General features: G+C 54.9%; 26 protein-coding genes. 11 read left to right on the plus strand and 15 right to left on the minus strand.

The window, feature by feature from the left end; translation table 11 throughout:
* Nucleotides 1-38 precede the first annotated feature (38 nt).
* The 3 genes from HV107_RS16445 to HV107_RS16455 are packed head-to-tail and all read right to left on the minus strand — an operon-like array spanning nucleotide 39 to nucleotide 2,348.
* Nucleotides 39-1,151: a M20 family metallopeptidase gene (locus HV107_RS16445; RefSeq protein ID WP_182059976.1), complete on the minus strand. Its 1,113-nt coding sequence runs from the start codon at nucleotides 1,149-1,151 to the stop codon at nucleotides 39-41.
* 13 nt (nucleotides 1,152-1,164) lie between these two features.
* Nucleotides 1,165-1,629 carry a YjiG family protein gene (locus tag HV107_RS16450; RefSeq protein WP_182059977.1) on the minus strand — a complete coding sequence of 155 codons (465 nt, stop codon included), beginning with the start codon at nucleotides 1,627-1,629 and terminating at the stop codon, nucleotides 1,165-1,167.
* The gene (locus HV107_RS16455) at nucleotides 1,626-2,348 is read right to left on the minus strand and encodes a nucleoside recognition domain-containing protein (RefSeq protein WP_182059978.1); all 723 of its coding nucleotides are present in this window, start codon (nucleotides 2,346-2,348) and stop codon (nucleotides 1,626-1,628) included. Before HV107_RS16455 ends, HV107_RS16450 begins: the two co-directional genes overlap by 4 nt.
* A gap of 267 nt (nucleotides 2,349-2,615) precedes the next feature.
* Between HV107_RS16455 and cstA the strand changes: the two genes are divergently transcribed.
* Both cstA and HV107_RS16465 read left to right on the plus strand, forming a co-directional pair.
* A complete protein-coding gene (cstA, locus tag HV107_RS16460; RefSeq protein WP_182059979.1) occupies nucleotides 2,616-4,721 on the plus strand; it encodes a pyruvate/proton symporter CstA in 2,106 nt (701 codons plus the stop codon).
* Nucleotides 4,722-4,780: 59 nt separating this feature from the next.
* On the plus strand, nucleotides 4,781-4,978 hold the full coding sequence (locus tag HV107_RS16465; RefSeq protein WP_006809671.1) for a YbdD/YjiX family protein: 198 nt from the start codon (nucleotides 4,781-4,783) through the stop codon (nucleotides 4,976-4,978).
* On the opposite strand, the gene HV107_RS16470 is transcribed toward HV107_RS16465, so the two are convergent.
* From HV107_RS16470 to HV107_RS16485, 4 genes are all read right to left on the minus strand, one after another.
* Nucleotides 4,975-5,379 carry a helix-turn-helix domain-containing protein gene (locus HV107_RS16470; RefSeq protein ID WP_182059980.1) on the minus strand — a complete coding sequence of 135 codons (405 nt, stop codon included), beginning with the start codon at nucleotides 5,377-5,379 and terminating at the stop codon, nucleotides 4,975-4,977. The two genes, HV107_RS16465 and HV107_RS16470, sit on opposite strands and share 4 nt — an antisense overlap.
* Nucleotides 5,360-5,656, minus strand: a complete 297-nt coding sequence (locus HV107_RS16475) for a type II toxin-antitoxin system RelE/ParE family toxin (protein ID WP_182059981.1) — start codon at nucleotides 5,654-5,656, stop codon at nucleotides 5,360-5,362. The genes HV107_RS16470 and HV107_RS16475 overlap by 20 nt, the downstream gene beginning before the upstream one ends.
* A 183-nt stretch (nucleotides 5,657-5,839) precedes the next feature.
* Nucleotides 5,840-6,583, minus strand: a complete 744-nt coding sequence (locus HV107_RS16480) for an SDR family NAD(P)-dependent oxidoreductase (protein WP_182059982.1) — start codon at nucleotides 6,581-6,583, stop codon at nucleotides 5,840-5,842.
* A gap of 57 nt (nucleotides 6,584-6,640) precedes the next feature.
* Nucleotides 6,641-7,729 carry an oxidoreductase gene (locus HV107_RS16485; protein ID WP_182059983.1) on the minus strand — a complete coding sequence of 363 codons (1,089 nt, stop codon included), beginning with the start codon at nucleotides 7,727-7,729 and terminating at the stop codon, nucleotides 6,641-6,643.
* Nucleotides 7,730-7,891: 162 nt separating this feature from the next.
* On the opposite strand from HV107_RS16485, the gene HV107_RS16490 reads away from it, so the two are divergent.
* The 4 genes from HV107_RS16490 to HV107_RS16505 all read left to right on the plus strand — a co-directional run bounded on the left by HV107_RS16490 (nucleotide 7,892) and on the right by HV107_RS16505 (nucleotide 12,811).
* On the plus strand, nucleotides 7,892-9,394 hold the full coding sequence (locus HV107_RS16490) for a sugar ABC transporter ATP-binding protein (RefSeq protein ID WP_182063532.1): 1,503 nt from the start codon (nucleotides 7,892-7,894) through the stop codon (nucleotides 9,392-9,394).
* Nucleotides 9,391-10,386: an ABC transporter permease gene (locus HV107_RS16495; RefSeq protein ID WP_182059984.1), complete on the plus strand. Its 996-nt coding sequence runs from the start codon at nucleotides 9,391-9,393 to the stop codon at nucleotides 10,384-10,386. The genes HV107_RS16490 and HV107_RS16495 overlap by 4 nt, the downstream gene beginning before the upstream one ends.
* Before the next feature lie 30 nt (nucleotides 10,387-10,416).
* Nucleotides 10,417-11,481, plus strand: a complete 1,065-nt coding sequence (locus HV107_RS16500) for a sugar ABC transporter substrate-binding protein (RefSeq protein WP_182059985.1) — start codon at nucleotides 10,417-10,419, stop codon at nucleotides 11,479-11,481.
* Between the two features lie 88 nt (nucleotides 11,482-11,569).
* Entirely contained in the window at nucleotides 11,570-12,811 is a 1,242-nt protein-coding gene (locus HV107_RS16505) for an LVIVD repeat-containing protein (RefSeq protein WP_182059986.1), read from the plus strand.
* A gap of 90 nt (nucleotides 12,812-12,901) precedes the next feature.
* Here the strand turns inward: HV107_RS16505 and mtnK are convergent, their stop codons facing one another.
* Complete coding sequence (mtnK, locus tag HV107_RS16510; RefSeq protein WP_182063533.1) at nucleotides 12,902-14,098, minus strand: S-methyl-5-thioribose kinase; 1,197 nt, start codon at nucleotides 14,096-14,098, stop codon at nucleotides 12,902-12,904.
* A gap of 105 nt (nucleotides 14,099-14,203) precedes the next feature.
* Here mtnK and mtnA point away from each other — a divergent pair, with 105 nt between their 5' ends.
* A complete protein-coding gene (gene mtnA, locus HV107_RS16515; protein ID WP_182059987.1) occupies nucleotides 14,204-15,220 on the plus strand; it encodes an S-methyl-5-thioribose-1-phosphate isomerase in 1,017 nt (338 codons plus the stop codon).
* A 43-nt stretch (nucleotides 15,221-15,263) separates the two neighbouring features.
* Nucleotides 15,264-15,734, plus strand: coding sequence for an SRPBCC family protein (locus tag HV107_RS16520; protein WP_182059988.1), 471 nt, complete (start codon nucleotides 15,264-15,266; stop codon nucleotides 15,732-15,734).
* Between the two features lie 59 nt (nucleotides 15,735-15,793).
* Here HV107_RS16520 and HV107_RS16525 read toward each other — a convergent pair whose 3' ends face one another.
* Nucleotides 15,794-16,066, minus strand: coding sequence for a helix-turn-helix transcriptional regulator (locus tag HV107_RS16525; protein WP_182059989.1), 273 nt, complete (start codon nucleotides 16,064-16,066; stop codon nucleotides 15,794-15,796).
* Between the two features lie 107 nt (nucleotides 16,067-16,173).
* Between HV107_RS16525 and HV107_RS16530 the strand changes: the two genes are divergently transcribed.
* Nucleotides 16,174-16,398: a helix-turn-helix transcriptional regulator gene (locus HV107_RS16530; RefSeq protein WP_182059990.1), complete on the plus strand. Its 225-nt coding sequence runs from the start codon at nucleotides 16,174-16,176 to the stop codon at nucleotides 16,396-16,398.
* Nucleotides 16,399-16,801: 403 nt separating this feature from the next.
* Nucleotides 16,802-17,956, plus strand: a complete 1,155-nt coding sequence (locus HV107_RS16535; protein ID WP_182059485.1) for an IS481 family transposase — start codon at nucleotides 16,802-16,804, stop codon at nucleotides 17,954-17,956.
* 78 nt (nucleotides 17,957-18,034) lie between these two features.
* Here HV107_RS16535 and HV107_RS16540 read toward each other — a convergent pair whose 3' ends face one another.
* The 3 genes from HV107_RS16540 to HV107_RS16550 are packed head-to-tail and all read right to left on the minus strand — an operon-like array spanning nucleotide 18,035 to nucleotide 19,874.
* Nucleotides 18,035-18,577, minus strand: a complete 543-nt coding sequence (locus HV107_RS16540; RefSeq protein WP_182059991.1) for an acireductone dioxygenase — start codon at nucleotides 18,575-18,577, stop codon at nucleotides 18,035-18,037.
* Complete coding sequence (mtnC, locus tag HV107_RS16545) at nucleotides 18,574-19,263, minus strand: acireductone synthase (RefSeq protein WP_182059992.1); 690 nt, start codon at nucleotides 19,261-19,263, stop codon at nucleotides 18,574-18,576. The genes HV107_RS16540 and mtnC overlap by 4 nt, the downstream gene beginning before the upstream one ends.
* Nucleotides 19,260-19,874, minus strand: coding sequence for a methylthioribulose 1-phosphate dehydratase (locus HV107_RS16550; protein ID WP_182059993.1), 615 nt, complete (start codon nucleotides 19,872-19,874; stop codon nucleotides 19,260-19,262). The genes mtnC and HV107_RS16550 overlap by 4 nt, the downstream gene beginning before the upstream one ends.
* Nucleotides 19,875-19,999: 125 nt before the next feature.
* Here HV107_RS16550 and HV107_RS16555 point away from each other — a divergent pair, with 125 nt between their 5' ends.
* Nucleotides 20,000-21,160, plus strand: a complete 1,161-nt coding sequence (locus HV107_RS16555) for a pyridoxal phosphate-dependent aminotransferase (RefSeq protein WP_182059994.1) — start codon at nucleotides 20,000-20,002, stop codon at nucleotides 21,158-21,160.
* Here HV107_RS16555 and HV107_RS16560 read toward each other — a convergent pair whose 3' ends face one another.
* From HV107_RS16560 to citR, 3 genes are all read right to left on the minus strand, one after another.
* Nucleotides 21,161-21,799, minus strand: a complete 639-nt coding sequence (locus HV107_RS16560) for a ParB/RepB/Spo0J family partition protein (RefSeq protein ID WP_259349632.1) — start codon at nucleotides 21,797-21,799, stop codon at nucleotides 21,161-21,163.
* Nucleotides 21,772-22,995, minus strand: coding sequence for a phosphoadenosine phosphosulfate reductase (locus HV107_RS16565; protein WP_182059996.1), 1,224 nt, complete (start codon nucleotides 22,993-22,995; stop codon nucleotides 21,772-21,774). Before HV107_RS16565 ends, HV107_RS16560 begins: the two co-directional genes overlap by 28 nt.
* A 174-nt stretch (nucleotides 22,996-23,169) precedes the next feature.
* The gene (gene citR, locus HV107_RS16570) at nucleotides 23,170-24,069 is read right to left on the minus strand and encodes a DNA-binding transcriptional repressor CitR (RefSeq protein ID WP_182059997.1); all 900 of its coding nucleotides are present in this window, start codon (nucleotides 24,067-24,069) and stop codon (nucleotides 23,170-23,172) included.
* Nucleotides 24,070-24,531 lie beyond the last annotated feature (462 nt).

A 24,531-nucleotide genomic window follows, 5' to 3' on the forward strand; every position in this document is an offset into this window, starting at 1 on the left:
GTTGTTGCCCGGTAAGCGAAAGCGCCACCGGGCACGTGTTACATCATCGACACGATCCGCTTCATCAGCCGAATTCTTGGTGCAATCGATGCCTTATCCAGCCACTCCGCCGGGCTGTGGAACCCTGTGCCAACCGGCCCTAAGCCGTCGAGCGTTGGAATACCCAGTGCAGCGGTGTGATTGGCATCGCTGCCGCCACCGACCGCCTGCCAGGTGATGGCAATGCCTTCCGCTTTTCCTGCTGCTTCCACTTGTTGCATCAGTGCCTGCGTCGCTTCGCTGGTTGCCATCGCCGGCTTGTGATTGACCTGTGTCAGGGTGGTCGTCACCCCATCTAAAAAGCCTTTTTCACATAATGCGTTAAGCGCCTGATTCACACGGTCATACTCATCGTTTTCCCAGAAGCGAACATCGAGTTCAGCGACGGCTGTATCCGCAACCACGTTCGCTGCGCTGCCGCCGTGGATCACCCCGACGTTGAGCGTGGTTCCACGATCCCAGTCGGTCAACGCGTTGATGGCGATAACGCTGTTTGCCAGCGCCGTAATCGCTGAGCGGCCTTTTTCCGGGTCGTTACCCGCGTGTGCCGCCACGCCGCTAAAGGTGAGGTGATAGCCCGCCATTCCCTTGCGTGCTTTGACCAGCGATCCGTCGGCGCGTGCGGCTTCGCATACCAGCACGCAGCGAGAACGTTTTGCCAGCTCGCCAATCCACTGGTGAGAATGCACCGAACCGGTCTCTTCATCCGGGTTCATCGCCACGGCGATGGACAGGCGATCGTGGTCAGCGGCATCAAGCCCGCGCATTGCCCACAAAATATTCAGAAGCCCGCTCTTCATATCCGACACGCCGGGGCCGTACAGGCGGGAATCGTCCTCGCTCATCGGGCGCTCGGCGACGGTGCCGGGCGCAAACACGGTATCAAGATGGCCGACCAGCAGTACGTCGAACTGCGCCGCCAGGGGTTTATTGGTCACGAATACACCCGGTCCAACCTGGTCGCCTAAATCCACCTGTTCGGTGTGCCAGCCTTCCTGCTGCCAGAGTGCTTCGATAATACCTGCAACCGTCGCCACGCCTGTAAGGGTCTGGGTGCCGCAGTCTACGTTTACCAGTGTTTTCAGTTCTTCAATGTAATGATCCAGATTCATGATGATGTCCTGTTCAGAGAATAATGCGCATCAGCAGCATGGCTAAAAAAGCGTTGATGACCGAAATGGCAATCATCAGCGGAATACGTTTGGCGCGGGTGCCGATGACCCCCAGAATGCGGCCGAGATACTGCACCTGCGATCCCATCAGGTAGATAGCGGGGGCGAGGATTGCCAGATGCTCCCCGCTGATAATGCCTTTATCAAACAAGCCAATGGCCACGCCGATCCCACCGCCCATCGACATCCAGCCGCCAATCAGCACAGCTGCTGCTTCACCCGGCAGACCAAAAAGACCCATCAGCGGAGCGAAGACCATGCCCAGTCCTTTTAGCGCGCCGGTGATTTCAAGCGCCTTAATGATGATAAAGGCCATCACCACGTTGGGCAGGGTGCTGCTGGTGGCGATGCTCCAGCCTTTACGTGCGCCTTCGACAAATACATCGGTAATAACGGGGTTGGATTGTGGGGCACTCATACGGCGTCTCCTTTTGCCGGTTGTTTCACCAGGGCTTCTTTGCCCGTAAACGTCAGGATCAGGCGCAGCAGATTTGCGCCGACAATCTTCATGATGAACATCACGGCGATGCAGGCACCGATGGAGGTCGGGACCGCCGCCGTACCATCAACGGCAATCAGCGTAAAAAGGATTGCCCCGGAGGAGAAAAAGTTGGTAATCATTGCCCCGGCGGAGAACTGGAACATGGCAAAAACGTCTTTTTCTTTTTCGCTTATTTGTCCTTCATCGGACAGGTTGCGGGTCAGGGATGCGCCCACGTCTGTACTTTGCAGGCTGCCAATCAGCGCCAGCCCGGTAGTGCCGGGGATACCCAGTAAAGGTCGCAGCAGGGGCGTTAAGAGCTTGCGTGCGGCACGCAGCGCGCCGTAATGTTCCAGCACGTTGATCATCCCCAGGGCAAACATCACTGCCGGAATTAACCCCAGCGCGAACAGAAATCCGTCCATCGCGCCGCTGCCGCCGGTGCCGCGAAAGGCGCTACTGGCGGTCGTCAGGGTGCCATCGTCCAGGCTGGCCTTGCTGACCACCTTGCCAAACGCCCCGTTGAGGGTGGTGAAATCAAAAACGCCGTACCACTCCTTTCCGCCTAACAGGCCGGAGAAGAAAACGGCAGCGAAAGCCAGCGCAAAGTACGCGCCGGGCCCAACCTTGTGATCCTGAGGTATTGAACTGTTCATATCCTTTTCCTTGTATGCGCGGAATGCGCAGGTTCATTCTGGCGAGGCTATGACCTGAAAAGATGATGCAAATCATCCCGTAAGGCGGAGGCAGGAGGAAAAAGGCAAAAGTGTGACCGCTGACAGCGCGAAAGTGATCGGCTTAACAATGTGATGTAAATGTCTGGTTTGACCACACATTATTGCGTTTCAAAGTTGTTAAATTTTGGGCGTTGTTCTAGAAACAAAATGTAACATCTCACTGTTTCACAACAACGGATAACCACTATGAACAACTCAGGGAAATACCTTACATGGGCAGTGCTCTCCGTTGTGGGAGCATTTGCCCTGGGCTATATCGCCCTCAACCGGGGGGAACAGATCAATGCGCTCTGGATAGTTGTCGCCTCCGTCTGCATTTATCTGATCGCATATCGTTTTTATGGCCGCTTTATCGCGAAAAATGTGCTGGCGGTTGATGCCACGCGCATGACGCCAGCTGTTCGTCATAACGACGGGCTGGACTATGTTCCCACCGATAAGAAAGTGTTGTTCGGCCACCACTTTGCCGCTATTGCCGGGGCAGGCCCGCTGGTGGGGCCTGTGCTGGCCGCCCAGATGGGGTATCTGCCGGGGATGATCTGGATCCTGGCAGGCGTGGTGCTGGCAGGGGCGGTGCAGGACTTTATGGTGCTGTTCGTCTCTACCCGCCGCGACGGGCGTTCGCTGGGTGAACTGGTGAAAGAGGAGATGGGCGCAACCGCCGGTGTGATTGCGCTGGTGGCGACCTTTATGATTATGGTGATCATTCTGGCGGTGCTGGCAATGATCGTGGTGAAAGCGCTGACCCACAGCCCGTGGGGGACGTACACCGTCGCCTTTACTATTCCGCTGGCGCTGTTTATGGGTATTTATATCCGCTATCTGCGTCCGGGGCGTATTGGCGAGGTCTCGGTGATTGGCCTGGTGTTCCTGGTATTCGCCATTATCTCTGGCGGCTGGGTGGCGGAAAGCCCGACCTGGGCACCGTTCTTCGATTTTACCGGTGTGCAGCTGACCTGGATGCTGGTGGGCTACGGCTTTGTAGCGGCGGTTCTGCCTGTGTGGCTGCTGCTGGCCCCGCGTGATTATCTCTCCACCTTCCTGAAAATCGGCACCATTGTTGGGCTGGCTATCGGCATTCTGATTATGCGCCCAACGCTGACCATGCCTGCGTTGACTAAATTTATTGACGGTACTGGCCCGGTCTGGACCGGCAACCTGTTCCCGTTCCTGTTTATTACCATTGCCTGTGGTGCGGTGTCTGGCTTCCATGCGCTGATTGCCTCTGGTACCACACCGAAAATGCTCGCCAATGAAAATCAGGCCTGCCTGATTGGTTATGGCGGGATGCTGATGGAATCCTTCGTGGCGATCATGGCGCTGGTGTCTGCCTGCATTATCGACCCCGGTGTGTACTTTGCGATGAACAGCCCGATGGCGGTACTGGCACCAGCCGGAACCGTAGACGTGGTGGCATCTGCCGCGCAGGTGGTGAGCGGCTGGGGCTTTGCCATTACGCCGGATACCCTGACCAGTATTGCTAATGAGGTGGGCGAGCAGTCGATTATTTCACGCGCGGGTGGTGCGCCTACGCTGGCGGTAGGGATGGCGTACATTCTGCACGGTGCGCTTGGCGGGCTGATGGATGTGTCGTTCTGGTATCACTTCGCCATTCTGTTTGAAGCCCTGTTTATCCTGACGGCGGTAGACGCGGGTACACGTGCGGCACGCTTTATGTTGCAGGATCTGCTGGGCGTTATCTCACCGAACCTGAAGCGGACTGATTCGTTACCGGCCAACCTGCTGGCAACGGCGCTGTGTGTCCTGGCGTGGGGTTACTTCCTGCATCAGGGCGTGGTGGATCCTCTGGGCGGGATTAACACCCTGTGGCCGCTGTTCGGTATTGCCAACCAGATGCTCGCCGGGATGGCGCTGATGCTCTGTGCGGTGGTGCTGTTCAAGATGAAACGCCAGCGTTACGCCTGGGTAGCATTGCTGCCAACCGCGTGGCTGCTGATCTGTACGCTGACCGCTGGCTGGCAGAAAGCCTTCAGCCCGGATAACAAAGTGGGCTTCCTGGCGATAGCTAACAAGTTCCAGGCAATGATCGACAGCGGTAAGATCCCGGCGCAGTATACGGAATCACAGCTGTCGCAACTGGTGTTTAACAACCGTCTGGATGCCGGGCTGACCATCTTCTTTATGGTGGTGGTCGTGGTGCTGGCGTTGTATTCTCTCAAAACCGCGCTGGCGGCGCTGAAAGAAGACAAGCCAACAGCGAAAGAGACACCGTATGAGCCAATGCCTGAAAACCTGGAAGAGATTGTGACCCAGGCGAAAGGGGCGCATTAACTTTTGTGCCGGGTGGCGCTCGCGCTTACCCGGCCTACATTCCCTGTGAGACCCATACTATGTTCGACACCCTCTCCAAAGCAGGCAAATACTTAGGCCAGGCCGCCAAAATGATGATTGGTGTGCCGGATTACGATAACTACGTCGAGCATATGCGCGTCAACCATCCCGACCAGACGCCGATGACCTACGAAGAATTTTTCCGCGATCGCCAGGATGCCCGTTACGGCGGCAAGGGTGGCGCGAAGTGTTGTTAACTCTCTTTCGGTAAATAGAGGCTTATCTGTTCCTGCTTACAGCCGTAGATTGCCGCGAGTTTTTCGCGGGTGCGCTTTTGCGGGCGGGAGTCCAGTGCTTCAAGTTGTGACACCGCAGACTGGCTGATGCCAAGTTTATCAGCCACCTCCTGCTGGGACATGCCGCGCAGAATGCGCCAGGCGGCCTGCAGGCTGACGTCCTGCCAGGTCATGATGCTGCACACTTCTCCGGGCAGTTCGACATTATCATACTCATCGTGTTCGACTTCGATATCCTCAAGATCCTCATCAGTTTCGTCGTCTATCTCTGCCATCTGTAAGCACATGCGAAAGTATTCATCATAGGGTATGACCACGTACTGCGTTTTTCCGTTATCGTCCTTAATTAGCTGAACAGCCATAGGGAGTTTTCTCCTCGTGAAGGTATGTCGTTGATGTTCTGCGTTTGACGGCTAAAACATAACAATCGTTATCGGGATCGTCCCGAAGTGTAATCAGAACGCGGTAATCGCCAACGCGTAGCCGAAAATGATTTTCTGTCGCCGATATTTTTTTGATATCGGGCCGGGGAGCCGAGCGGTCATCCAGCTCGCTAAGCTTTACCTCAATCCGGCGTTGATATCGCTCGTCAATTCTCGAAAATGCCTTCTTTGCACTATTGGACCAGACAATCTTCATCCGTACCTCCACTGTACGCCCACACAAAATATAAGGAAATAATAAGACTATTAGATAAATTCCGAATTTCTTATGGGGGACTGTAGGACGGTGGAGTACGGAGAGAAAGAGGCAAAAGGTGAACCGTCGGGGTGGCTCGAAAACACCTCTGCCGGGCGACAGAGGTGTGCATGAAAAGTGCGATCAGGCGTTCAAACCGCCATCGACATCCAGGCCCGTCCCGGAGATCTGCCCGGCGGCTGGGCTTGCGAGGAAGGTGACGGCAGCGGCGATATCTTCCGGTTGGCCATAATGCCCTATGGCAATCATCTGGCGCTGAGCTTCTGCCTGTTCGCCATCTTCCGGGTTCATATCGCTATTGGTTGGGCCGGGATGCACAAGATTAACGGTAATACCGCGCGGCCCCAGATCGCGGGCAAGCCCCCGGGTGAAGGAGTTGAGGGCAGATTTGGTCATAGCGTAAACGGCGATACCGGGCATCGCCACGCGGTTAGCGAGGCAACTGCCGATGTTGATAATGCGCCCGCCGTCAGACATATGTACCAGCGCTTCCTGAGTGGTAAGCACCACACCACGAATGTTGACGTTAATCATCGCGTCAATATCCACAATCGTCAGGGCTTCCAGTGGGCCGCCGCGTGCAATCCCGGCGTTGTTAACCAGGATATCCAGGCCTCCGAGGGTACGCGCTGCGTGAGTTACGGCTTCCTGAATGGCCTCGGCGCTGGCGCTGTCGGCCTGAACCGCCTCGCTGTGCCGCCCAAGCGCTTTGATTTCACTGGCGACGGCCTGGGCTTTATCGGCGGATTTTTCATACGTAATAACCACATCGGCACCGGCGCGTGCCAGCGACAGTGCAATAGCTCGACCCAATCCACGGCTGGCGCCGGTGACCAGCGCCTTCTTACCTGTTAAATCGATCTGCATGATGACCTCGTTGCGAGAGTGATGAGAATCATCATTAGGTATAGACGCTTCGGTTGATTAGCGGTTAAAGGATTCCACTTTCTCAAACGCCGCGCGCAGAATTTCAGGCGTGAGCGTAACCGGCAAATAGTGAATCGACTCCACCGGGCGCAGGGTGTGGGCAATAATCTTGTCCAGCTCATCGTGGTTGTTGATATCGACGTCTAACTCGCGAAGCCGGGTCGGCAGGTTAAAGCGTTGGTACGCTGCCACCAGTTGTGCCAGCACATCGTCCTGGCCTAGCAGGGCGCTTTGCACCAGGATGCCGTACGCCACTTTGGTACCATGAAGGTATTTTTCGGTTTGTGGCAACACGGTTAACCCGTTATGTACCGCATGAGCGGCCGCCACGCGGGTATAGCGTTCACCCAGACCGCCCACCATGCCGCCACCGGCGATAATGGCGTCCACTACATCGCGGAATGCCTGCGTCTCTTCGCCACGCTGCTGGTCAGCCAGTGCCTCTTCGCTGCGCTCCAGCAGCACGTCACGGATTGCCAGCGCGCCGTTGATCCCCAGACGCACGGTCAGCGGCAGGTTTTCCGGCTGTGGCGCCAGCACCACCGCTTCGTACCATTTCGCGAGCGTATCGCCGATGCCCGCCAGCAGGTATTCCGCAGGGGCATTCAGAATGATTTTCGGCTCCACCAGCACCAGGAAGTTGGCATCGTCGAAGATTTCGAACTGCAGCGCCTGACCTGCATCGTTATACCAGACGGAAAGCGGCGTCCATGCCGCGCAGGTAGCTGCAATGGTCGGGATCGCCACCACCGGCACACCCAGGCGGCGCGCCACGGCTTTGGCGGTATCGAGCAATGCGCCGCCACCGACGCCAATCACCACGCTGCGATCATCACCAGAGTCATTCACCAGATGGGTGACATCCCGCTCGCTACAATGGCCTTTAAATAACAGATGCTTTGCACCCGCAGCGTTAAAGCTCTCGGGCAGGAAAGGACGGGCACCCTCAATGGCGCGTTCGCCGTAAATCCACACCGCGCGGGAAAGCTGCTCCGGGGTAAAGAAATCATTCAGATGCGTAAGGCTTCCGGGGTGTGAGAAGTAATTTGCAGGGCCGGGAACGACGCGGATATCGGTATTGCTCATGGTGTTGTCCTTAATTTTAGGAAGCGCTAACCTGATGTTATGTCTGGACATCCAGATGGCTAATAATATTTTGCTTTATCTTATGCCTTTTCCGTCGTTGTCAGTCAACCAGAGCTGTGAAAAATTCAATAAATCAAAATATTAATGAAGGATTTAACGCGGATGGTTTCCAGTCGCCTTGAGATGCGCGGTATCAGCCTGGCCTTTTCTGGCTTTCAGGCGCTGTCGCGTGTGGATTTCACGCTGATCGGTGGAACCGTACACGCGTTGACCGGCGCTAATGGTGCAGGAAAGTCGACGCTGATGGCGGTGCTGTGCGGGACTCACGATCATTATGAAGGTGAGATCTGCATAAACAACCAGCCGGTGACAATCCGCGAACCACTCGATGCCAAACAGCTGGGCATCCATCTGGTGCAGCAGGAAGTGGACGTAGCGCTGATCCCGGGCTTAAGTATTGCTGAAAATATCATGCTCGATCAGCTGGCACAGCCGGGGCATGGCTATAACTGGCGTGCTATTCGCCAGCAGGCGCGACAGGCTCTGGCGCAACTGGATGTGGCGCTGGATGTGCGCCGCGGTATAGACAGCTGCACCCTTGCCGAAAAACAGCAAATTTTGCTGGCGCGCGCGTTGTCGCATCACTGCCGTTTTTTGATCCTCGACGAACCCACCGCCCCGCTGGATGCCCATGAAAGTGAGCGTCTGTTTACGGTGGTCAAACGCCTGCAACAGCAGGGGATCGGCGTGGTGTTTATCTCCCACCGTATTCACGAACTGAAAGCCATCTGCGACACCTTAACGGTTCTGCGCGACGGCAAGCTGATTGAGTCTGGTCCAATGGCGACGCTCAGCGGCGAAGAAATTGTCGAGAAGATGCTTGGCCACGAGCTGAGCGATATCTACCCGCCGGCGCGCCCTCCTCACAGCGAAGAAACGCTGCTGCGGGTTGAAGGATTGCACGATGAAGCGCTGCTGAAAGATATCTCCCTGCATTTGCGTAAGGGCGAAATTCTTGGCATTGCGGGCCTGGCGGGGGCGGGGAAAACCGAACTCTGCAAAGCGCTGTTTGGGGCCAGCAAAAGCCGCGTGACGCGTGGTGAACTGAATCATCAGCCCTGGCAGCCGCGCAGCCCGGCAGATTCAGTACAGCGTGGTCTGGCGCTGGTGCCGGAAGAGCGGCGCAAAGAGGGCATTTTTATTGATGAACCGGTGAGCATGAATCTGGCGGTGACGGCGGATAACTCTTTTTCGCGCTGGAGCCTGTTTGGCCACCGCCAGGCGTGGCGCTGGGCGGAAGAGGTGATTGCCCGCGTGGGCGTCAGGGCGCGTGGGCCCGGCCAGGTGTTACGTCGGCTTTCCGGCGGTAATCAGCAGAAAGTCGCCATCGGCAAATGGCTGCGCAACGATGCCAGCGTACTGATTTTTGATGAACCCACCAAAGGCGTGGACGTGAAAGCCAAAACCGATCTGTTCCAGCTTATCGACGGGCTGGCGCGTGAGGGCAAAGGGGTGATTTATGCCTCCGGCGAATTTGCCGAGCTGGTGGGATTGTGCGATCGCATCTGTGTGTTGTGGGATGGCCGCGTTGTGGCGGAAATCGCCGGGGCGCAGGCCCGTGAAGAGACATTACTTTATTATTCAACCGGAGGAACGGCGTCGTGAGCAAGGCCCTTTCAGTGACTGCGGCGGCGTCTGGCCGTCAGCAAATTTTTGATTTTCTCTATAAGTGGGGCATGTTGCTGACTGTCGTCGCGCTGGTGGCCGTCTTTGGCCTGGCGTCGGACAACTTCCTCGATCCAAACAACATCATCAATATTCTGCGTTCAATCGCCATTGTGACGGTAATCGCCATCGGGGTATCGATTTCGCTGACTATCGGCGGGTTTGACCTCTCGGTGGGATCGACGGCATCGCTGGCTAACGCGCTGGTCGTTTCGCTGTTTGTCTGGCACGGCTTTGGCACTACCGAGTCGATTCTGATCACGCTTGCCCTCTGTACGCTGGTTGGGCTGTTTAACGCATTTCTGATAGTCATCCTGCGTATCCCGGACATGCTGGCTACGCTTGCCAGCCTGTTTGTTATCCAGGGGGTGGCGATGACCTACAGCTATGGCGGGTCGATCACTGAAAACATGGTTCTGCCGAGCGGCGATATGGCGGAAGGGACCATTCCTGCGGCGTTCAGCCTGCTGGGGCAGGTGCCGACCATCGTCATCATCATGCTGGTGGTGACCATTCTGGCCCAACTGGGGCTGTCGCTGACTACCCACGGACGCCGCATGTACGCCATTGGCGGCAACCCGGAAGCGGCGCGTCTGTCGGGCATTCGCACCACGCGCTACAAGGTGGCGGCCTATGTGATTGCCTCTTTGCTGGCCGGACTCGGCGGCATTTTGCTGGCCTCACGTATTGGCTCATCGCAGGTGAATGCAGGTGGGGGATATCTGATGGATGCGGTGGCCGCCGCGTGGATCGGTTTCTCGCTGGCAGGCTCCGGTAAACCGAATGCACTCGGGACGCTGGTCGGGGCGGTTATCCTCGGCGTGCTGTCGAACGGCCTGGTGATGCTGTCGGTGCCGTACTACGCAATGGACATTATAAAAGGGCTGGTGCTCGCAGTGGCGCTGGCGATTACTTACATACAAAAACGCTAACGACTTATAACAACACAACGGGATAACAGAATGAAAAAAATCGCACTCTCTTTGGTGGCATTAGGGTTATTGACTGCACTGCCAGGCTATGCGGCAACGCCAGCGCCAGTTCCGGCAGCCATTGCAAACCACGATGGCCCGATCCGCATTGCGGTGATCCGAAATCTCGGCTCTGACGACAACACCACCCAGTTTGTCGCCGGTGCCATTCAGGAAGGGAAAAAGCTCGGCTTTAAGGTCAGCACCTTTTTAAGCAACGGTGATGATGCCAAATTCCAGGACTTCGTGAACCAGGCGATTAGCCAGAAGTATGACGGGATCATCCTCTCTCAGGGGCGCGATCCGTACTCAACGGCGCTGGTGAAGAAAGCGGTGGATGCCGGGATTAAAGTGTCGGTATTTGATACCGCCGTTAACGGCACAATCCCGGGAGTGACCGTCACTCAGCAGGATGACGCCTCCCTGACCAATCTCTCCTTCGGCCAGCTGGCGAAAGATTTCAATGGTAAGGCGAACATCGTCAAGCTGTGGGTGGCAGGCTTCCCACCGATGGAGCGCCGCCAGGCCGCGTATAAAGAGCTGCAAAAGCAGTATCCGGATATCAAAGAGCTGGAATCCATTGGCGCAGTGTCTTCTGACGTGCAGGGCGACACCGCCAACAAAGTGGGTGCGATTCTGGCGAAATACCCGAAAGGCAAAATCGACGCCATCTGGGGAACCTGGGATGCATTCAGCCAGGGCGCGTATAAGGCCCTGAAAGAGAATGGCCGCACTGAAATCAAACTCTACAGCATCGATATTTCTAACCAGGATTTGCAACTGATGCGTGAATCCGGCAGTCCGTGGAAAGTGAGCGTGGCCGTCGATCCGAAGCTGATTGGCGCGACGAACGTGCGTCTGGTTGCCAACAAGATTGCCGGTGAAACCACGCCTGCGACCTACGATTTCAAAGCTGCGGCGATCCCGCAGGCGCTGCTGACCGCGCAGCCAGGGGCGGTGAACGTGGCGTCGCTGGGTAAAATCATCCCGGGCTGGGGCCAGACCGAAGATTTTATCGCGCCGTGGTTTGCGACGCTGGAAGCGAAAAATAAATAAACCCCTGCCCGGTGGCGCTGCGCTTACCGGGCCTACGGATTTGTAGGCCCGGTAAGCGCAGCCGCCACCCGGCAAAAAGGAGCCAGAAGTGACCCAATTACCGCCTCCTGAATACAGCCGCAATATGCGGCTGATTGGCCATAGCGACCAGGGGGGTCGCCCTGACGGCGTCCAGCTGATGGTGCATCGCGGTTTTGCGTATATTGGCCATATGGTGTCGCAGGGGTTTTCGATTGTGGACGTACGCGACCCGAAAAATCCAAAAGCGGCGGGCTACGTGCCTGCGCCACCCGGCACCTGGAATGTGCATCTTCAGGCGCACGACGACCTGCTGCTGGTGATTAACGCCCGGGATCTGTTTGCCGATGCTCGATTTGCGGATGAAAAGGTGTATTACACCCGCCAGGTGGGGGAAACCGTCAGCGACGTGCAGGATAAAGGCTGGAGCGCGGGGCTGCGGGTGTTTGATATCTCCACCCCGGATAAACCACGCGAAATCGGTTTTTTGTCGCTGAATGGCATCGGTATTCACCGTATCTGGTATGTAGGTGGACGCTGGGCGTACGTGTCGGCGCTGATCGACGGTTTTACCGATTACATCTTCCTGACCATCGATCTGACCGATCCGTGTAAGCCCGAGGTGGCGGGGCGCTGGTGGCTGCCTGGGATGCACCAGGCTGAAGGTGAGCAACCTAACTGGCCGGAAGGTAAACGCTATGCGCTGCACCACGCGATTATCGCCGGGGACACTGCCTACGGCAGCTGGCGTGACGGTGGGCTGACATTGCTGGATGTGAAAGACAGAACCCAGCCGAAGCTGATTAGCCATCGTAACTGGAGTCCGCCATTTGGTGGCGGCACGCATACTGCGCTGCCGTTGCCGGATCGCGACCTTCTGGTGGTGCTGGACGAAGCGGTGCTCGATAACCAGCAAGATGGCGAGAAGCTGATCTGGCTGTTTGATATTCGCGAGCCGTCTAACCCGGTGAGTATCTCTACTTTTCCGCAGCCGAATGAGATTGACTACGTGGCAAAAGGAGCGCACTTCGGCCCGCATAACCTGCATGAAAACCGGCCGGGAAGCTTTGTCAGTTCAACGCTGATTTTCGCCACATATCAGAATGCCGGTGTACGTGCGTATGACATTTCTAATCCGTATCGCCCGGTTGAAACGGGGGCGCTGGTTCCTGCAGCACCGGCGAAGATGATGGATACGCGGCCGAATCGCCCGCAGGTGATCCAGTCGTGCGATGTGTTTGTGGACGCCCAGGGGATTATTTACAGCACGGATTATAACGGTGGGTTATCGGTGATTGAGTATTTGGGATGAGTTTTTGCCGGGTGGCGGCTTCGCCTTACCCGGCCTACATTCGAATCGTAGGCCCGGTAAGTGCAGCGCCACCGGGCACAAAGCCGGCACTCAGCTGTACTGACGCACTCGTGCCAGCAGCTCTTCCACGTTGTCGATGCGCTCGGCAATCACAATCAACGCTCTGCCAAGCGTAATGGCATGGCGCAGACATTCGTGGCGCATGGCGTCGTCCTGAATGGTGTCGATATCGGCCACGTGCGAAAGGCCTACGCTGCGGCGAATCAGTTCGGTGCCGCAGAAACCGATGGCATCTTTCCACACTTTTTTCAGGAACTCAGAGGCATAACCTGGTGCGCTCAGCGCGGCATCGCGCGTTTTCTCGTGTGCCAGCGCCTGGAAGCGTTCTGAGAAGGTATTCCACAGCACCTGGATATCGGTCAGGCGTTGTTCGCGGGCGGCGGCGTCACGAATACCCAGATGTCCTGGCAGGCCGCAGAAGTTCAGCAGCAGGTTGCCGATAGCCGTACCCACGTCGAAACCTATCGGGCCGTAATAACCAAATTCCGCATCGATAGCTTTCAGACTACCGTCAGCCACGAAGATAGAGCCACTATGGATATCACCGTGCAGCAAGGCTTCGGCCTGGGAGAAGAAACGGTGCTTGAGTGAGGCCACCGCGACTTTTAACTGAGCATCATCACGCAGGGCGGCCACGTCGTTTTCCAGTGCGGCAGGGTAGTTGTTACGCTCGTGGATCTGATACGGATCGTTGAAGAACAGATCTTCGGTTATCTCGCACATCTCCGGGTTAATGAACTTCGCCACCTGCGCTTTTTTATCGTGCGGGTGCAGATAAAAGTCGCTGGTGTGGAACAGCGTGTGGGCGAGATATTCCCCCAGCTGGCGTGCGGCCTGTGGGTAGAAGGTGTTTTTAATCAGCTCGCCGCGCCAGATGTTATGGCTGGAGAGATCTTCCATCACCATTACTGCCAGTTCCGGGTCGAAGTGGTGAATTTTAACGGTGTGCTGTGGGCTGTGCTGGTAATGCTCAACCAGGGTTTGCGCCTCCAGACGGGCGCGGTCCAGCGTTAACGGCCAGGACTCGCCAACACAGCGGACGTAAGGCAGAGCCTGTTTTACGATGATGCGGCTTACACCTTGCGTATCGTAAATTTTGAAAACCAGATTGAGGTTGCCGTCGCCCACTTCCTGCGCCTGTACCAGTGAGGAGGGATCGTCAAGGCCGCCAAACTGCTTTGCATACTCCACAGCGTCCTGGGCGGTAAAGGTACGGTATTGCGACATTGCCTGATCCTCACTGATTTTGGTAATAAAGACATTTAGACGTCTATACATCTGGATTTCATCCTGACACAATGTGATACATCAACGCAACAGAGAATTAACGACATGCAGACATTACAGACGACCAGCCTGCGGGTGGCGGAAAATCAGCTATTTATTCTCGATCAGCAGGCGCTTCCACAGGAGAAACGCTGGCTGGATGCTTCCACCACCGAGGCGCTGGTGGGGCATATCCATGCCCTGCGCGTGCGTGGTGCGCCGTTGATTGGGCTTTCTGCAAGCCTGCTGCTGGCCCTGCTGGCTGAAAATGGCAAAAGTCGTGACGAGCTTTCGCAGGCGCTGGAAACGCTGCGCGCCTCCCGCCCGACGGCGGTCAACCTGATGAATAACCTCGACCGTATGAAGCTGGCTCTGTGGCAGGAAGATTTTGTTCCGGCACTGGTGGCAGAAGCGCTGCGTCTGATTGACGAAGATAAGCAGTTGTGCGACGCCATTGCGAAAGCCGGTAGCGCGCTGGTTAAGCCCGGTAGCCGCCTGCTGACGCACTGCAATACTGGCGGGCTGGCGACTGCGGGTGTGGGTACGGCGCTTGGGGTGATTGCCCGTGCTCATCAGGAAGGCAATGTCAGCAACGTTTGGGTAGACGAAACACGTCCTCTGTTGCAGGGCGGAAGACTGACCGCATGGGAGCTGGGTGAGCTTGGCGTACCCTATCAGCTGATTACCGATTTCATGGCCGCCAGCCTGATGGCAAAAGGGCAGGTGGACGCCGTATGGGTAGGTGCAGACCGCATTGCCGCTAACGGCGACGTGGCGAACAAAATTGGCACTTACTCGCTGGCGGTACTGGCGAAATTCCATGGTATTCCGTTCTACGTTGCCGCCCCGCAAACCACGCTCGACCCGGACTGCCCGAACGGTGACGCTATCCCAATTGAACAACGCGCCGCCAGCGAAGTGACGGGCGTGGCGGGCAGCTTTGGTGCAGTGCAGTGGGCGCCTGAAAATGCGCAGGTTTACAACCCGGCATTTGACGTCACACCGGCGTCGCTTATCAGTGGTTGGGTGCTGGATACCGGCGTAGTGACGCCAGAGGACGTGGCAAAGGGGAAATTTGCCTGAGCCGGACTATCCTTTAAGGGTTTCCCTTAAAGAGGACCGTAACGTGACTCTTGATCCTGATACTGACCTAAAACTGGAACGCGTGGTGGATGCGCCACGCGACCTGCTGTGGCTCTGCTGGACCACACCGGAACACATCAAAAACTTCTTCATCCCCGTTCCTCATAAAGTCACCGAATGCGACCTCGACCTGCGTGTGGGCGGGCGGTTTAACACCGTTTTTGAGGTGGATGGGCAACGGATGGACAACAAGGGCGTCTTTCTGGAAATTGACCCGGGCAGAAAGCTGGTCTTTACCGATGGCTACACCGAAGACTGGAAACCGGCTGAAAAACCCTTTATGACGGCGATCCTGCTGCTGGAAGATGCGGGAGAAGGCAAAACCCGTTATACCGCAATTGCGCGTCATCCAACGGCGGAAATACGTGAACAGCATGAACAGATGGGCTTCCACGAAGGGTGGGGCATTGTGCTGGATCAGCTGGTGGAGTATGTGAAAGGGCTAAAACTGTAGTGCTCTTAGACCCCCTCTCCCTGAGGGAGAGGGCTGGGGTGAGGGGGAAAACTGACTGGTCATGTCACAGACACATTTCTATTCCTTGTTGTTCTAATCTGACGAAAAATGGGTTCCCCCTTTTCATCAAAGTACCTTTCCGGCCATATCATATCCGGTGGAATGTTGAGCGCCTGAGCGATAAGTAATTCTCCTTTCGGCCAGGGACGGGAGAGTGCATTTGCTAGTGTGGATGATGAAAGCCCAGCCTTACGGGACAATGCTGCGAGGCTTGTCCCATGTTTTTTTAGTGCAGCAATGATATCGGCAGGATGCCAGTTTTGATGGTGCATGTCGTACTCCTTTACTGGTGTTCGTTACGCATCTGATTATCCCGTTTTGGGATAAAAACGCAATCAGAGGATATTCGATTTCAGGATATTTTTATGGAATCGGAACAATGGCTTCTGTCTACTCAGATGAATACCAGCGCGTTATCAATGCGTTGAAGAAAGCTCGTAAAGAGAAGGGAATTACTCAGGCACAACTAGCTGAGGCGCTGGGCAAACCGCAGTCGTTTATCGCTAAAGTGGAAAATGGTGAACGCAGGTTAGATGTGGTGGAGTTTGTGCATCTGGCGAGATTGGTTGGGGCGGATGTACAGATGATTATTAATAGTATTTGATCTGCATCTGGAGGTGGGGAATTAGGTTGTGGTCTGATGCCCTCACCCCAACTCTCTTCCACAGGGCTGAGGGTTCCCCAGTAATGTTTGTCTTTATCCAGCGATGACATTATGCCATTGAAATACAAGACTTACAGCGGCGCCATGGTCCGGCCGAAAATCGCCGAAGCGTTTCCTGTAGGCCGGGAGCCCGGGTCGCCAGGGTGGTGGCGGTGAGCCACCCTGACACGTTCACGTGTTATGGGGTGACAGAGTAGCAAGGAACATAAAGTGAACGGAATAACCACCACAGCCGTATGTTCCCCCTCACCCCAACCCTCTCCCACTGTACGGTCCGGGGACATAGTGAACACTTGTTCGGGGACATGGTAGACACTTACAACTAAGGCATAAGAACCCGTTTATGGAGTCGCTTATGTCCTGGGATGCGAGAGATACCATGTCATTACGTACCGAGTTTGTTTTGTTCGCCTCGCAGGACGGGGCGAACATCCGTTCCCTCTGCCGTCGCTTCGGCATTTCACCTGCCACCGGCTATAAGTGGCTTCGCCGCTGGGCGGAGGAAGGGGCCTCCGGCCTTCAGGACCGCCCGCGCATACCGCACCATTCCCCGAACCGCTCATCTGACGACATCACTGCCCTGCTGCGTATGGCGCATGACCGCCATGAACGCTGGGGCGCACGCAAGATAAAGCGCTGGCTGGAAGACCAGGGGCACACCATGCCCGCCTTCAGCACCGTCCATAACCTCATGGCCCGTCACGGTCTGCTGCCGGGCACTTCACCGGGCATTCCCGCCACGGGACGGTTCGAACATGACGCGCCGAACCGCCTCTGGCAGATGGATTTTAAGGGCCACTTTCCCTTTGGAGGCGGCCGCTGCCATCCGCTCACCCTGCTGGACGACCACTCCCGATTTTCCCTGTGCCTGGCGCACTGTACCGATGAACGGCGCGAGACCGTGCAGCAGCAGCTGGTCAGCGTGTTTGAGCGCTACGGCCTGCCGGACCGGATGACGATGGACAACGGTTCTCCGTGGGGAGACACCACCGGCACCTGGACGGCGCTGGAGCTGTGGCTGATGCGTCTGGGTATCCGGGTGGGGCACTCCCGGCCGTATCATCCGCAGACGCAGGGTAAGCTGGAGCGTTTTCACCGGAGCCTGAAGGCAGAAGTGCTGCAGGGGAAGTGGTTCGCGAGCGGGGGCGAACTGCAGCGCGCCTTCGACCACTGGCGGACAGTCTATAACCTTGAACGCCCGCATGAGGCGCTGGATATGGCGGTACCGGGGTCGCGGTATAAGCCGTCAGAGCGGCAGTACAGCGGCAACACCACGCCCCCGGAATACGACGAGGGCGTGATGGTCAGGAAAGTGGATATCAGCGGAAAGCTGAGCGTGAAAGGGGTAAGTCTGAGCGCAGGCAAGGCGTTCAGGGGAGAACGGGTCGGGCTGAAGGAGATGCAGGAAGACGGCAGCTACGAGGTGTGGTGGTACAGCACGAAAGTGGGGGTGATCGACCTGAAGAAAAAGTCGATCACCATGGGTAAAGGATGTTAAAAAGTGTTCACCATGTCCCCGAACACCTGTCTACCATGTCCCCGGAACGTACACCCACCGGGAGAGGGAGCTTAAGCATTACGCGAGTTTCGGATACCCATCCGCAATCGCATCACCGGTAAACTGTGCCACCCAGCCTTCCGGGTTATCGAAAATACGGATAGCCGTAAAGTTCGGCTCTGAACCCATATCAAACCAGTGCGGCGTGCCTGCCGGTACAGAAATCAGATCGTTTTTCTCGCACAGCACCTGATACACCTCGTTGCCAATGTGCAGGCAAAACAGCCCGGCACCTTCCACAAAGAAACGCACTTCGTCTTCACCGTGGGTATGCTCGTTCAGGAACTTCGCACGCAGCGCCTCTTTTTGCGGGTTATCGGCGCGCAGGCTGATCACATCCCAGCTCTGATAGCCTTTCTCGGCCACCAGTTTGTCGATCGCGTGCTGATAGGCGTTGATCACCGTTTCCGGCGCAGGATCGCGGCCTAAATCACGATCGGCGGCCCAGCGTTCAAAACGGACGCCTTTTGCATTGAGCTGTTGGGCGATCCCGTCGGCATCGGTACTGTGCCAAAGGTGTTCGCTCGCGTCTTTATCAGAATAAATGGTTAATGCGCTCATGAAGGGATCTGCTCCGGGTTAATCTCGTCAAACTGGTGAACCTGATGGTGGTGGCTTGCGCCATCATCATCGCCACGAATCAGTTGCAGGGTACGAAAACCTGCCTGTTCGGCGGCGTCCAGCTCCTGATGAATATCCGACAGGAACAGGATCTGCGACGGGGCGATGCCCGTTTGCGCCGCAATATTCTGATATGACTGCACTTCTCGCTTAGCGCCAATGTGAGTATCAAAATAGCCGCTGAACAGATGAGTAATATCACCTTCGTCGCTGTAGCCAAATAACAGTTTCTGCGCAGCAACCGAGCCTGAGGAATAAACATAGAGATCAATGCCTTGCGCTTTCCATTTTTCCAGCGCAGGCAGCACATCCGGGTAGAGATGGCCGGTAAAGTCGCCATTCACGTAGCCGTCATGCCAGATGATGCCCTGAAGGGCTTTAAGGGCCGTCGATTTACGGTCTTCATCCATAAACGTAAACAGCGCTTCGGTCAGTTCACTGGCACTGGCATGCGGATTGCTAATTTCATCACGCAGGTTGTCCAGAATGGATTTGACCGGCTCGGCGTACTGCTGAGCGGTCACAAAGGCCGCCAGACGCTCACGCGCATAGGGGAACAAAACATTATGGACAAAACGGATATCGCTGGTGGTCCCTTCAATATCCGTCACAATCGCGCGAATCATATTCTCTCCAGTTGTCGTAAACGCATTTCGCATTCAAATAAGAATTCAAGGCCTTCCAGATGGCGGCGGGCTTCTGCCACGTCACGCCCCCAGCAGGTTAAGCCATGACCGCGCAGAAGAAAACCATAATTAAGCGTACGTTCTTGTGCGTAATGGGCGATTCGCGAGGCGAGGGCGTCAATATCCTGGTCATTATCAAAGACCGGGATCACAACCGTATCCAGATGCGTGGTCTGTCCGCTGAGGGATTTTTGCATTTCAAAACCGCTGATGTGTAGCTCTGGTGTTTTTACCAGACGCGACAATACCGTGGCGTTTACGGTATGGACATGCAACACGGCGTTGGCCTGCGGGAACAGGCGGTAGATTAGCGTGTGCAGCCCGGTTTCTGCCGAAGGTTTACGGCCTGACGGGGCACGGTTAGTGGCGATCTCCACTTGCAGGAAATCATCCGTGGTAAGGCTGCCTTTATCTTTGCCGGATTCACTGAGCCAGCACAGAGCGTCGTCCTGGCGAACGGACATGTTGCCGCCGGTTGCCGGAGCCCAGCCTTTTGCGCCAATCCAGCGGCAGGCGTCAACCAGGTGTGTGAGTTGCAGGTTGTCTGTCATGTTCCTTTTACCCTCTGTCGGCCAGGAATAATTATATGATATAGACGTCTAAGCGTCTTGATTGCCAAAGACTAACATCGTGTTATAGTGGCAGCAACATAAGTATTACAAGCAGGCACGACACAATGAGCAATAACGCATTGATTCCGCAGAGTAAACTCCCCAACCTTGGCACAACAATCTTTACCCAGATGAGCGCACTGGCACAGCAGCACAATGCCATTAACCTGTCGCAGGGGTTCCCGGATTTTGATGGCCCGGCGTATTTGCAGGAGCGGCTGGCGTATCACGTTGCGCAGGGCGCGAACCAGTACGCCCCCATGACGGGCGCACCGGCATTGCGCGAAGCTATTGCGGATAAGACTGCGGAGTTATATGGCTACAAACCTGACGCTGGCAGCGAGATCACGGTAACGGCAGGGGCGACTGAGGCGCTGTATGCCGCCATCACGGCACTGGTGCGTACGGGCGATGAAGTTATCTGTTTTGACCCAAGCTATGACAGCTACGCCCCGGCGGTTGAGCTATCCGGCGGCGTGGTGAAACGCGTGGCACTACAACCACCGCATTTCCGCCCGGACTGGCAGGCGTTTGCCGGGTTACTGAGTGATAAAACCCGTCTGGTGATCCTCAATACCCCGCACAACCCGTCAGCAACGGTCTGGCAAAAAGCCGATTTTGTTGCACTGTGGCAGGCGATTGCCGAACATGAAATCTACGTGCTGAGTGATGAAGTTTACGAGCACATCTGTTTTGCCAAAGAAGGCCACGCCAGCGTCCTGGCGCATCCTGAACTTCGCCAGCGCGCCATTGCGGTGTCGTCGTTTGGGAAAACCTACCACATGACCGGCTGGAAAGTGGGTTACTGCGTGGCCCCAGCGGCGATAAGCGCAGAGCTACGTAAAGTGCATCAGTATCTGACATTTGCCGTAAACACTCCTGCGCAGCTGGCACTGGCCGATATGTTAAGAGCGGAGCCTGAACACTACCGCGCGCTGCCGGAATTCTACCGGGCGCGTCGCGACCTGTTTGTGGATGCCCTGAGTGCCAGCCGTCTGGAGATTTTGCCGAGCGAAGGGACTTACTTCCTGCTGGTGGATTACAGTGCGATATCCGACCTGGACGACGTGAGTTTTTGTCAGTGGCTGACCAAAGAAGCCGGCGTAGCGGCGATCCCGTTGTCGGTATTTTGCGCCGATCCCTTCCCGCATAAACTGATTCGCCTCTGTTTTGCGAAACAGGAATCGACGCTGCTGGCGGCGGCAGAGCGCCTGAACCGGCTCTGATTATTTCACCGTCCAGGCTTCTGAATAACGACGGTCTGCAAACAGTTCCAGCAGGCCGTTAATTTGCCTCAGACGTAACACCTCGTCATCGTCCATTCCCAGCTCTTTGCCGATTTTCGTATCGTCCCAGCCCAGTAATGCCAGCTCGCGCACCAGTTCTGACATGGCGTTAATCTGGTGTCGCCCGCGAGCGCGGTTGTGGCGGACAGTGGCCGCGATCTGGTCAAATTTTTGATGACGCTCTTTACGCAGGCAGGCGATCGGCTGATACCCTTTGAGCTGGCGCTTCATCGCGGCCCTGTTTTTACCGATCTCATGGCGGTGGAAACCGTCCACTATTTCGTAATGCTGCGGTTCATTTTCCGTTACCACGATGGGCTGAGTGAAACCGTCGAGTTCCAGCGATTTGCTGAGCAGGCGCATTTCAGGCGGCGCAACGTTGTTGGGGTTGTAATCATTCGCGGTAATATGCTCTTGCTTGACCCACAACACGCAGTCGATGGGCTGTTCGCGAAAGGGACTGTTGTTATGAATGGCCAGGCGAAATGCATTGATGGCATTGATACGCTCTTCTTCCGGGAGCGATTGCAGGTAGCTTTCCATTTCATTGATCAATCGTTGTTGCATAAGATCCCCCATTTCTGGCGTTTCGATTTCATCCGTTCACTGTAGCGCTGATAATGCTTGGGTTTGTTCGGGCTAAACGAGAGCGCCCGGCACCAGTAGTCGTTATTCAGAAGCACTTTGCAGACACGTCGCCAGGAGGGGATATCTTTTGTGCCGATGTCGCCTTCCTGAGTGTCGGGAATATCAGTCATCCCTCGCTTTTGATACCAGTGCAGATAGATAGCGATTTTATTGCGGTAATGTTCGGCGGTTTTTTGCGGCATACTCTCGAGCAGCAGCATGGCGTAATCTCGCCAACAGAGGTGGTCAGGCTTGAGGATTTTGCGGTGGCCATAAAAGTGGTTATCGTGCCCTGCGTAGATACCACCGCTACGTACACCGCTGACCCGTTCGCACATGGACGCCCAGCGTTCCGGCTCGACAACATGGTAGAGCCACAAGCCCTGGCGCTGCTCGGGGCCAAAAGGTTCGCAAATGCGCATATTACGCAGAGGAACACCCGCCTGAAACATCAGATTGTAGAGTGGGTTGTAGCAGTTGCCTGTTCTGGCAAGCCATGTCCAGATATCAGCGGTTTTCCAGTCATAGATCGGATAGATATACCAGGCATGACCGCCTGGCGCGGTGGTGGTCCAGGGTTTATCGTCGGCAAAACGCTGTTTATGTGCGTTCGCGATAGTCAGAAAACGGTTGTAGGATTCATCGGCACGAATGCCGACCATAACCGCAGCAGGGCGATTCTGGGCAAACCAGTCGGAAAATTCACGAACGAAGGCTTCAAATGTCATTCCTGACTGGTAAAAATCAAAATAGCCGGGGTCGGTAATCGCCTCTTCCGGGGGCTGGCGCACCCAGGTTACGCCAGGCTCCCAGCACTGCCATTCGGGTTGATACTGAGACAGCGCATTTTGTGTGGTGAGTGGCAATGCCACCCACCAGCACTGCTCAATAACATCGGCGTATTGCTGCCTCATGTTATTCACATGCTGAATGGTGCATGTGAACTGAGCTTCCCAGTCGATAAATAACAGATGAATTTTCTTGCCTTTTTTTCGGGCCAGTTGAGCCGTTAAATGCAGCATGATGGTGGAATCCTTCCCGCCAGAAAACGAAACGCAGACTCTGGGTAAGTTATCAAAGACCCATGAAATACGGTCTATAGCGGCCTCAAGGACGTTTTTATCAAGTGGATATTTGTAGATTGACAAAAGCAAGCTCCTCCTGGAAATGAATACCGGATGGGTGTGTCAATACAAGAAGAGAGTAATAGTAGTGAAAAATTAATGCAGGTAAATGAAAAAAAGAATTGTTTTTATAAACTATAAACGAGAGCTATATTTTAACAAAAATGTAATAGCTGTGAGAACCACAGCTATCCTTGTTTATTTCTCGGTGATCTGCTCAATAAATGTAGCGAAAATCGAACTGTTTAGTGCAGAGCGGTTATAAATCATGAACACTTCCATGACGGGGAGTGTATAGGGGGCATCGATTTTTTTGAGTCTTAACACTTCCTTGTATTTTTCATACAGAACTTCAGGGATATATCCGATGAGGTGGGAAGCGCTGATCATGGCAAGAATTGAGAAGATTGAGTCACAGCGAAAACCGATGGTTTTATTCGTATGTATTTGCTCGGCATTGGACTGATACGTTTTGATGCCAGGTTCATCACTCAGGAATAACGAAAATTTCTCTTTCTGGAGTTCTTCCATCGTGGCGGAATCATGTATGCGCGGATGGTCCAGACTGCAGACCATGATCATGTTGTAGTTAACATACGGAATGCACACCATCGAACGGTTGTTTACCGGTGCCATTGAGAAAATTAAGTCTGCTTTGCGGTAAGCGAGCAGGTCTTCCGATGAGTCTGCTGATAGCAGCATATCATGTAGCTCGATTTCGTAATTATGCTCTCTCATCAATAGCTTCATTGGATTGAGAAGGTTATTTGTGGTCAGGATTTGTGGGCAATAGATGATAAAATTCTTCTTCAGCTCTGAACCATGCATGATGTTAATGGTCTGCTCAAGCTGGTTCAGGTTTTGCTCAAGATGATGATGCAGATTGACCCCCACAGTAGTCGGTGTGATCCCTTTACCGGAACGAATAAACAGAGGGTCGTTGAGCTGATTACGCAGGCGCTGGAGCGACTGACTGACTGCCGAAGGTGTGATAAAGAGTGTTTCAGCCGCCTTGCTGATGCTCAGGTGCTGATAGATACACTCGAAAATCACCAGCAGGTTAAGGTCGAATTTTTTGAGATCATAAAGATTTGCCATGTTTCATCCTGAGTGAGTTGCATTGTGTTATCACATCACTGATAACTATAGAACGAAGTTAACCATTTACCATCCATGTGATTAATTCGCTTAAATCAATTTGAATGTTTACTTAATATATCATGGTGGCGGATTAATGAAATAGAGCTTCACGTAATATTAAGATAATTTTATCTTTAAAAGGTAAATGGAGCTTTAGTGAATATGGTTTAATTTATGTGTTGACACTTAATTATCATTCATTTTTATTCTTCGTAGGGTTGTGAAACTATTTCCGATAGCAACAATGTTCGGTAAAACCTATCGCAGCTATAGATATGACTACCTCTCCATTGCATTGCTCTGTGCCTTTGTGGGTGGTGTAATCAGGGCGCTGTTACGGCCTTGATATAAAGGTATGTAGAGCGCAACGCAACGCCAGTGTTTCTGGCACTGAAAGTTCCTGTGGGAAGTTCAGGTAAT

Origin of the sequence: Enterobacter sp. RHBSTW-00175 (assembly GCF_013927005.1) — a bacterium.
Classification (GTDB): domain Bacteria; phylum Pseudomonadota; class Gammaproteobacteria; order Enterobacterales; family Enterobacteriaceae; genus Enterobacter.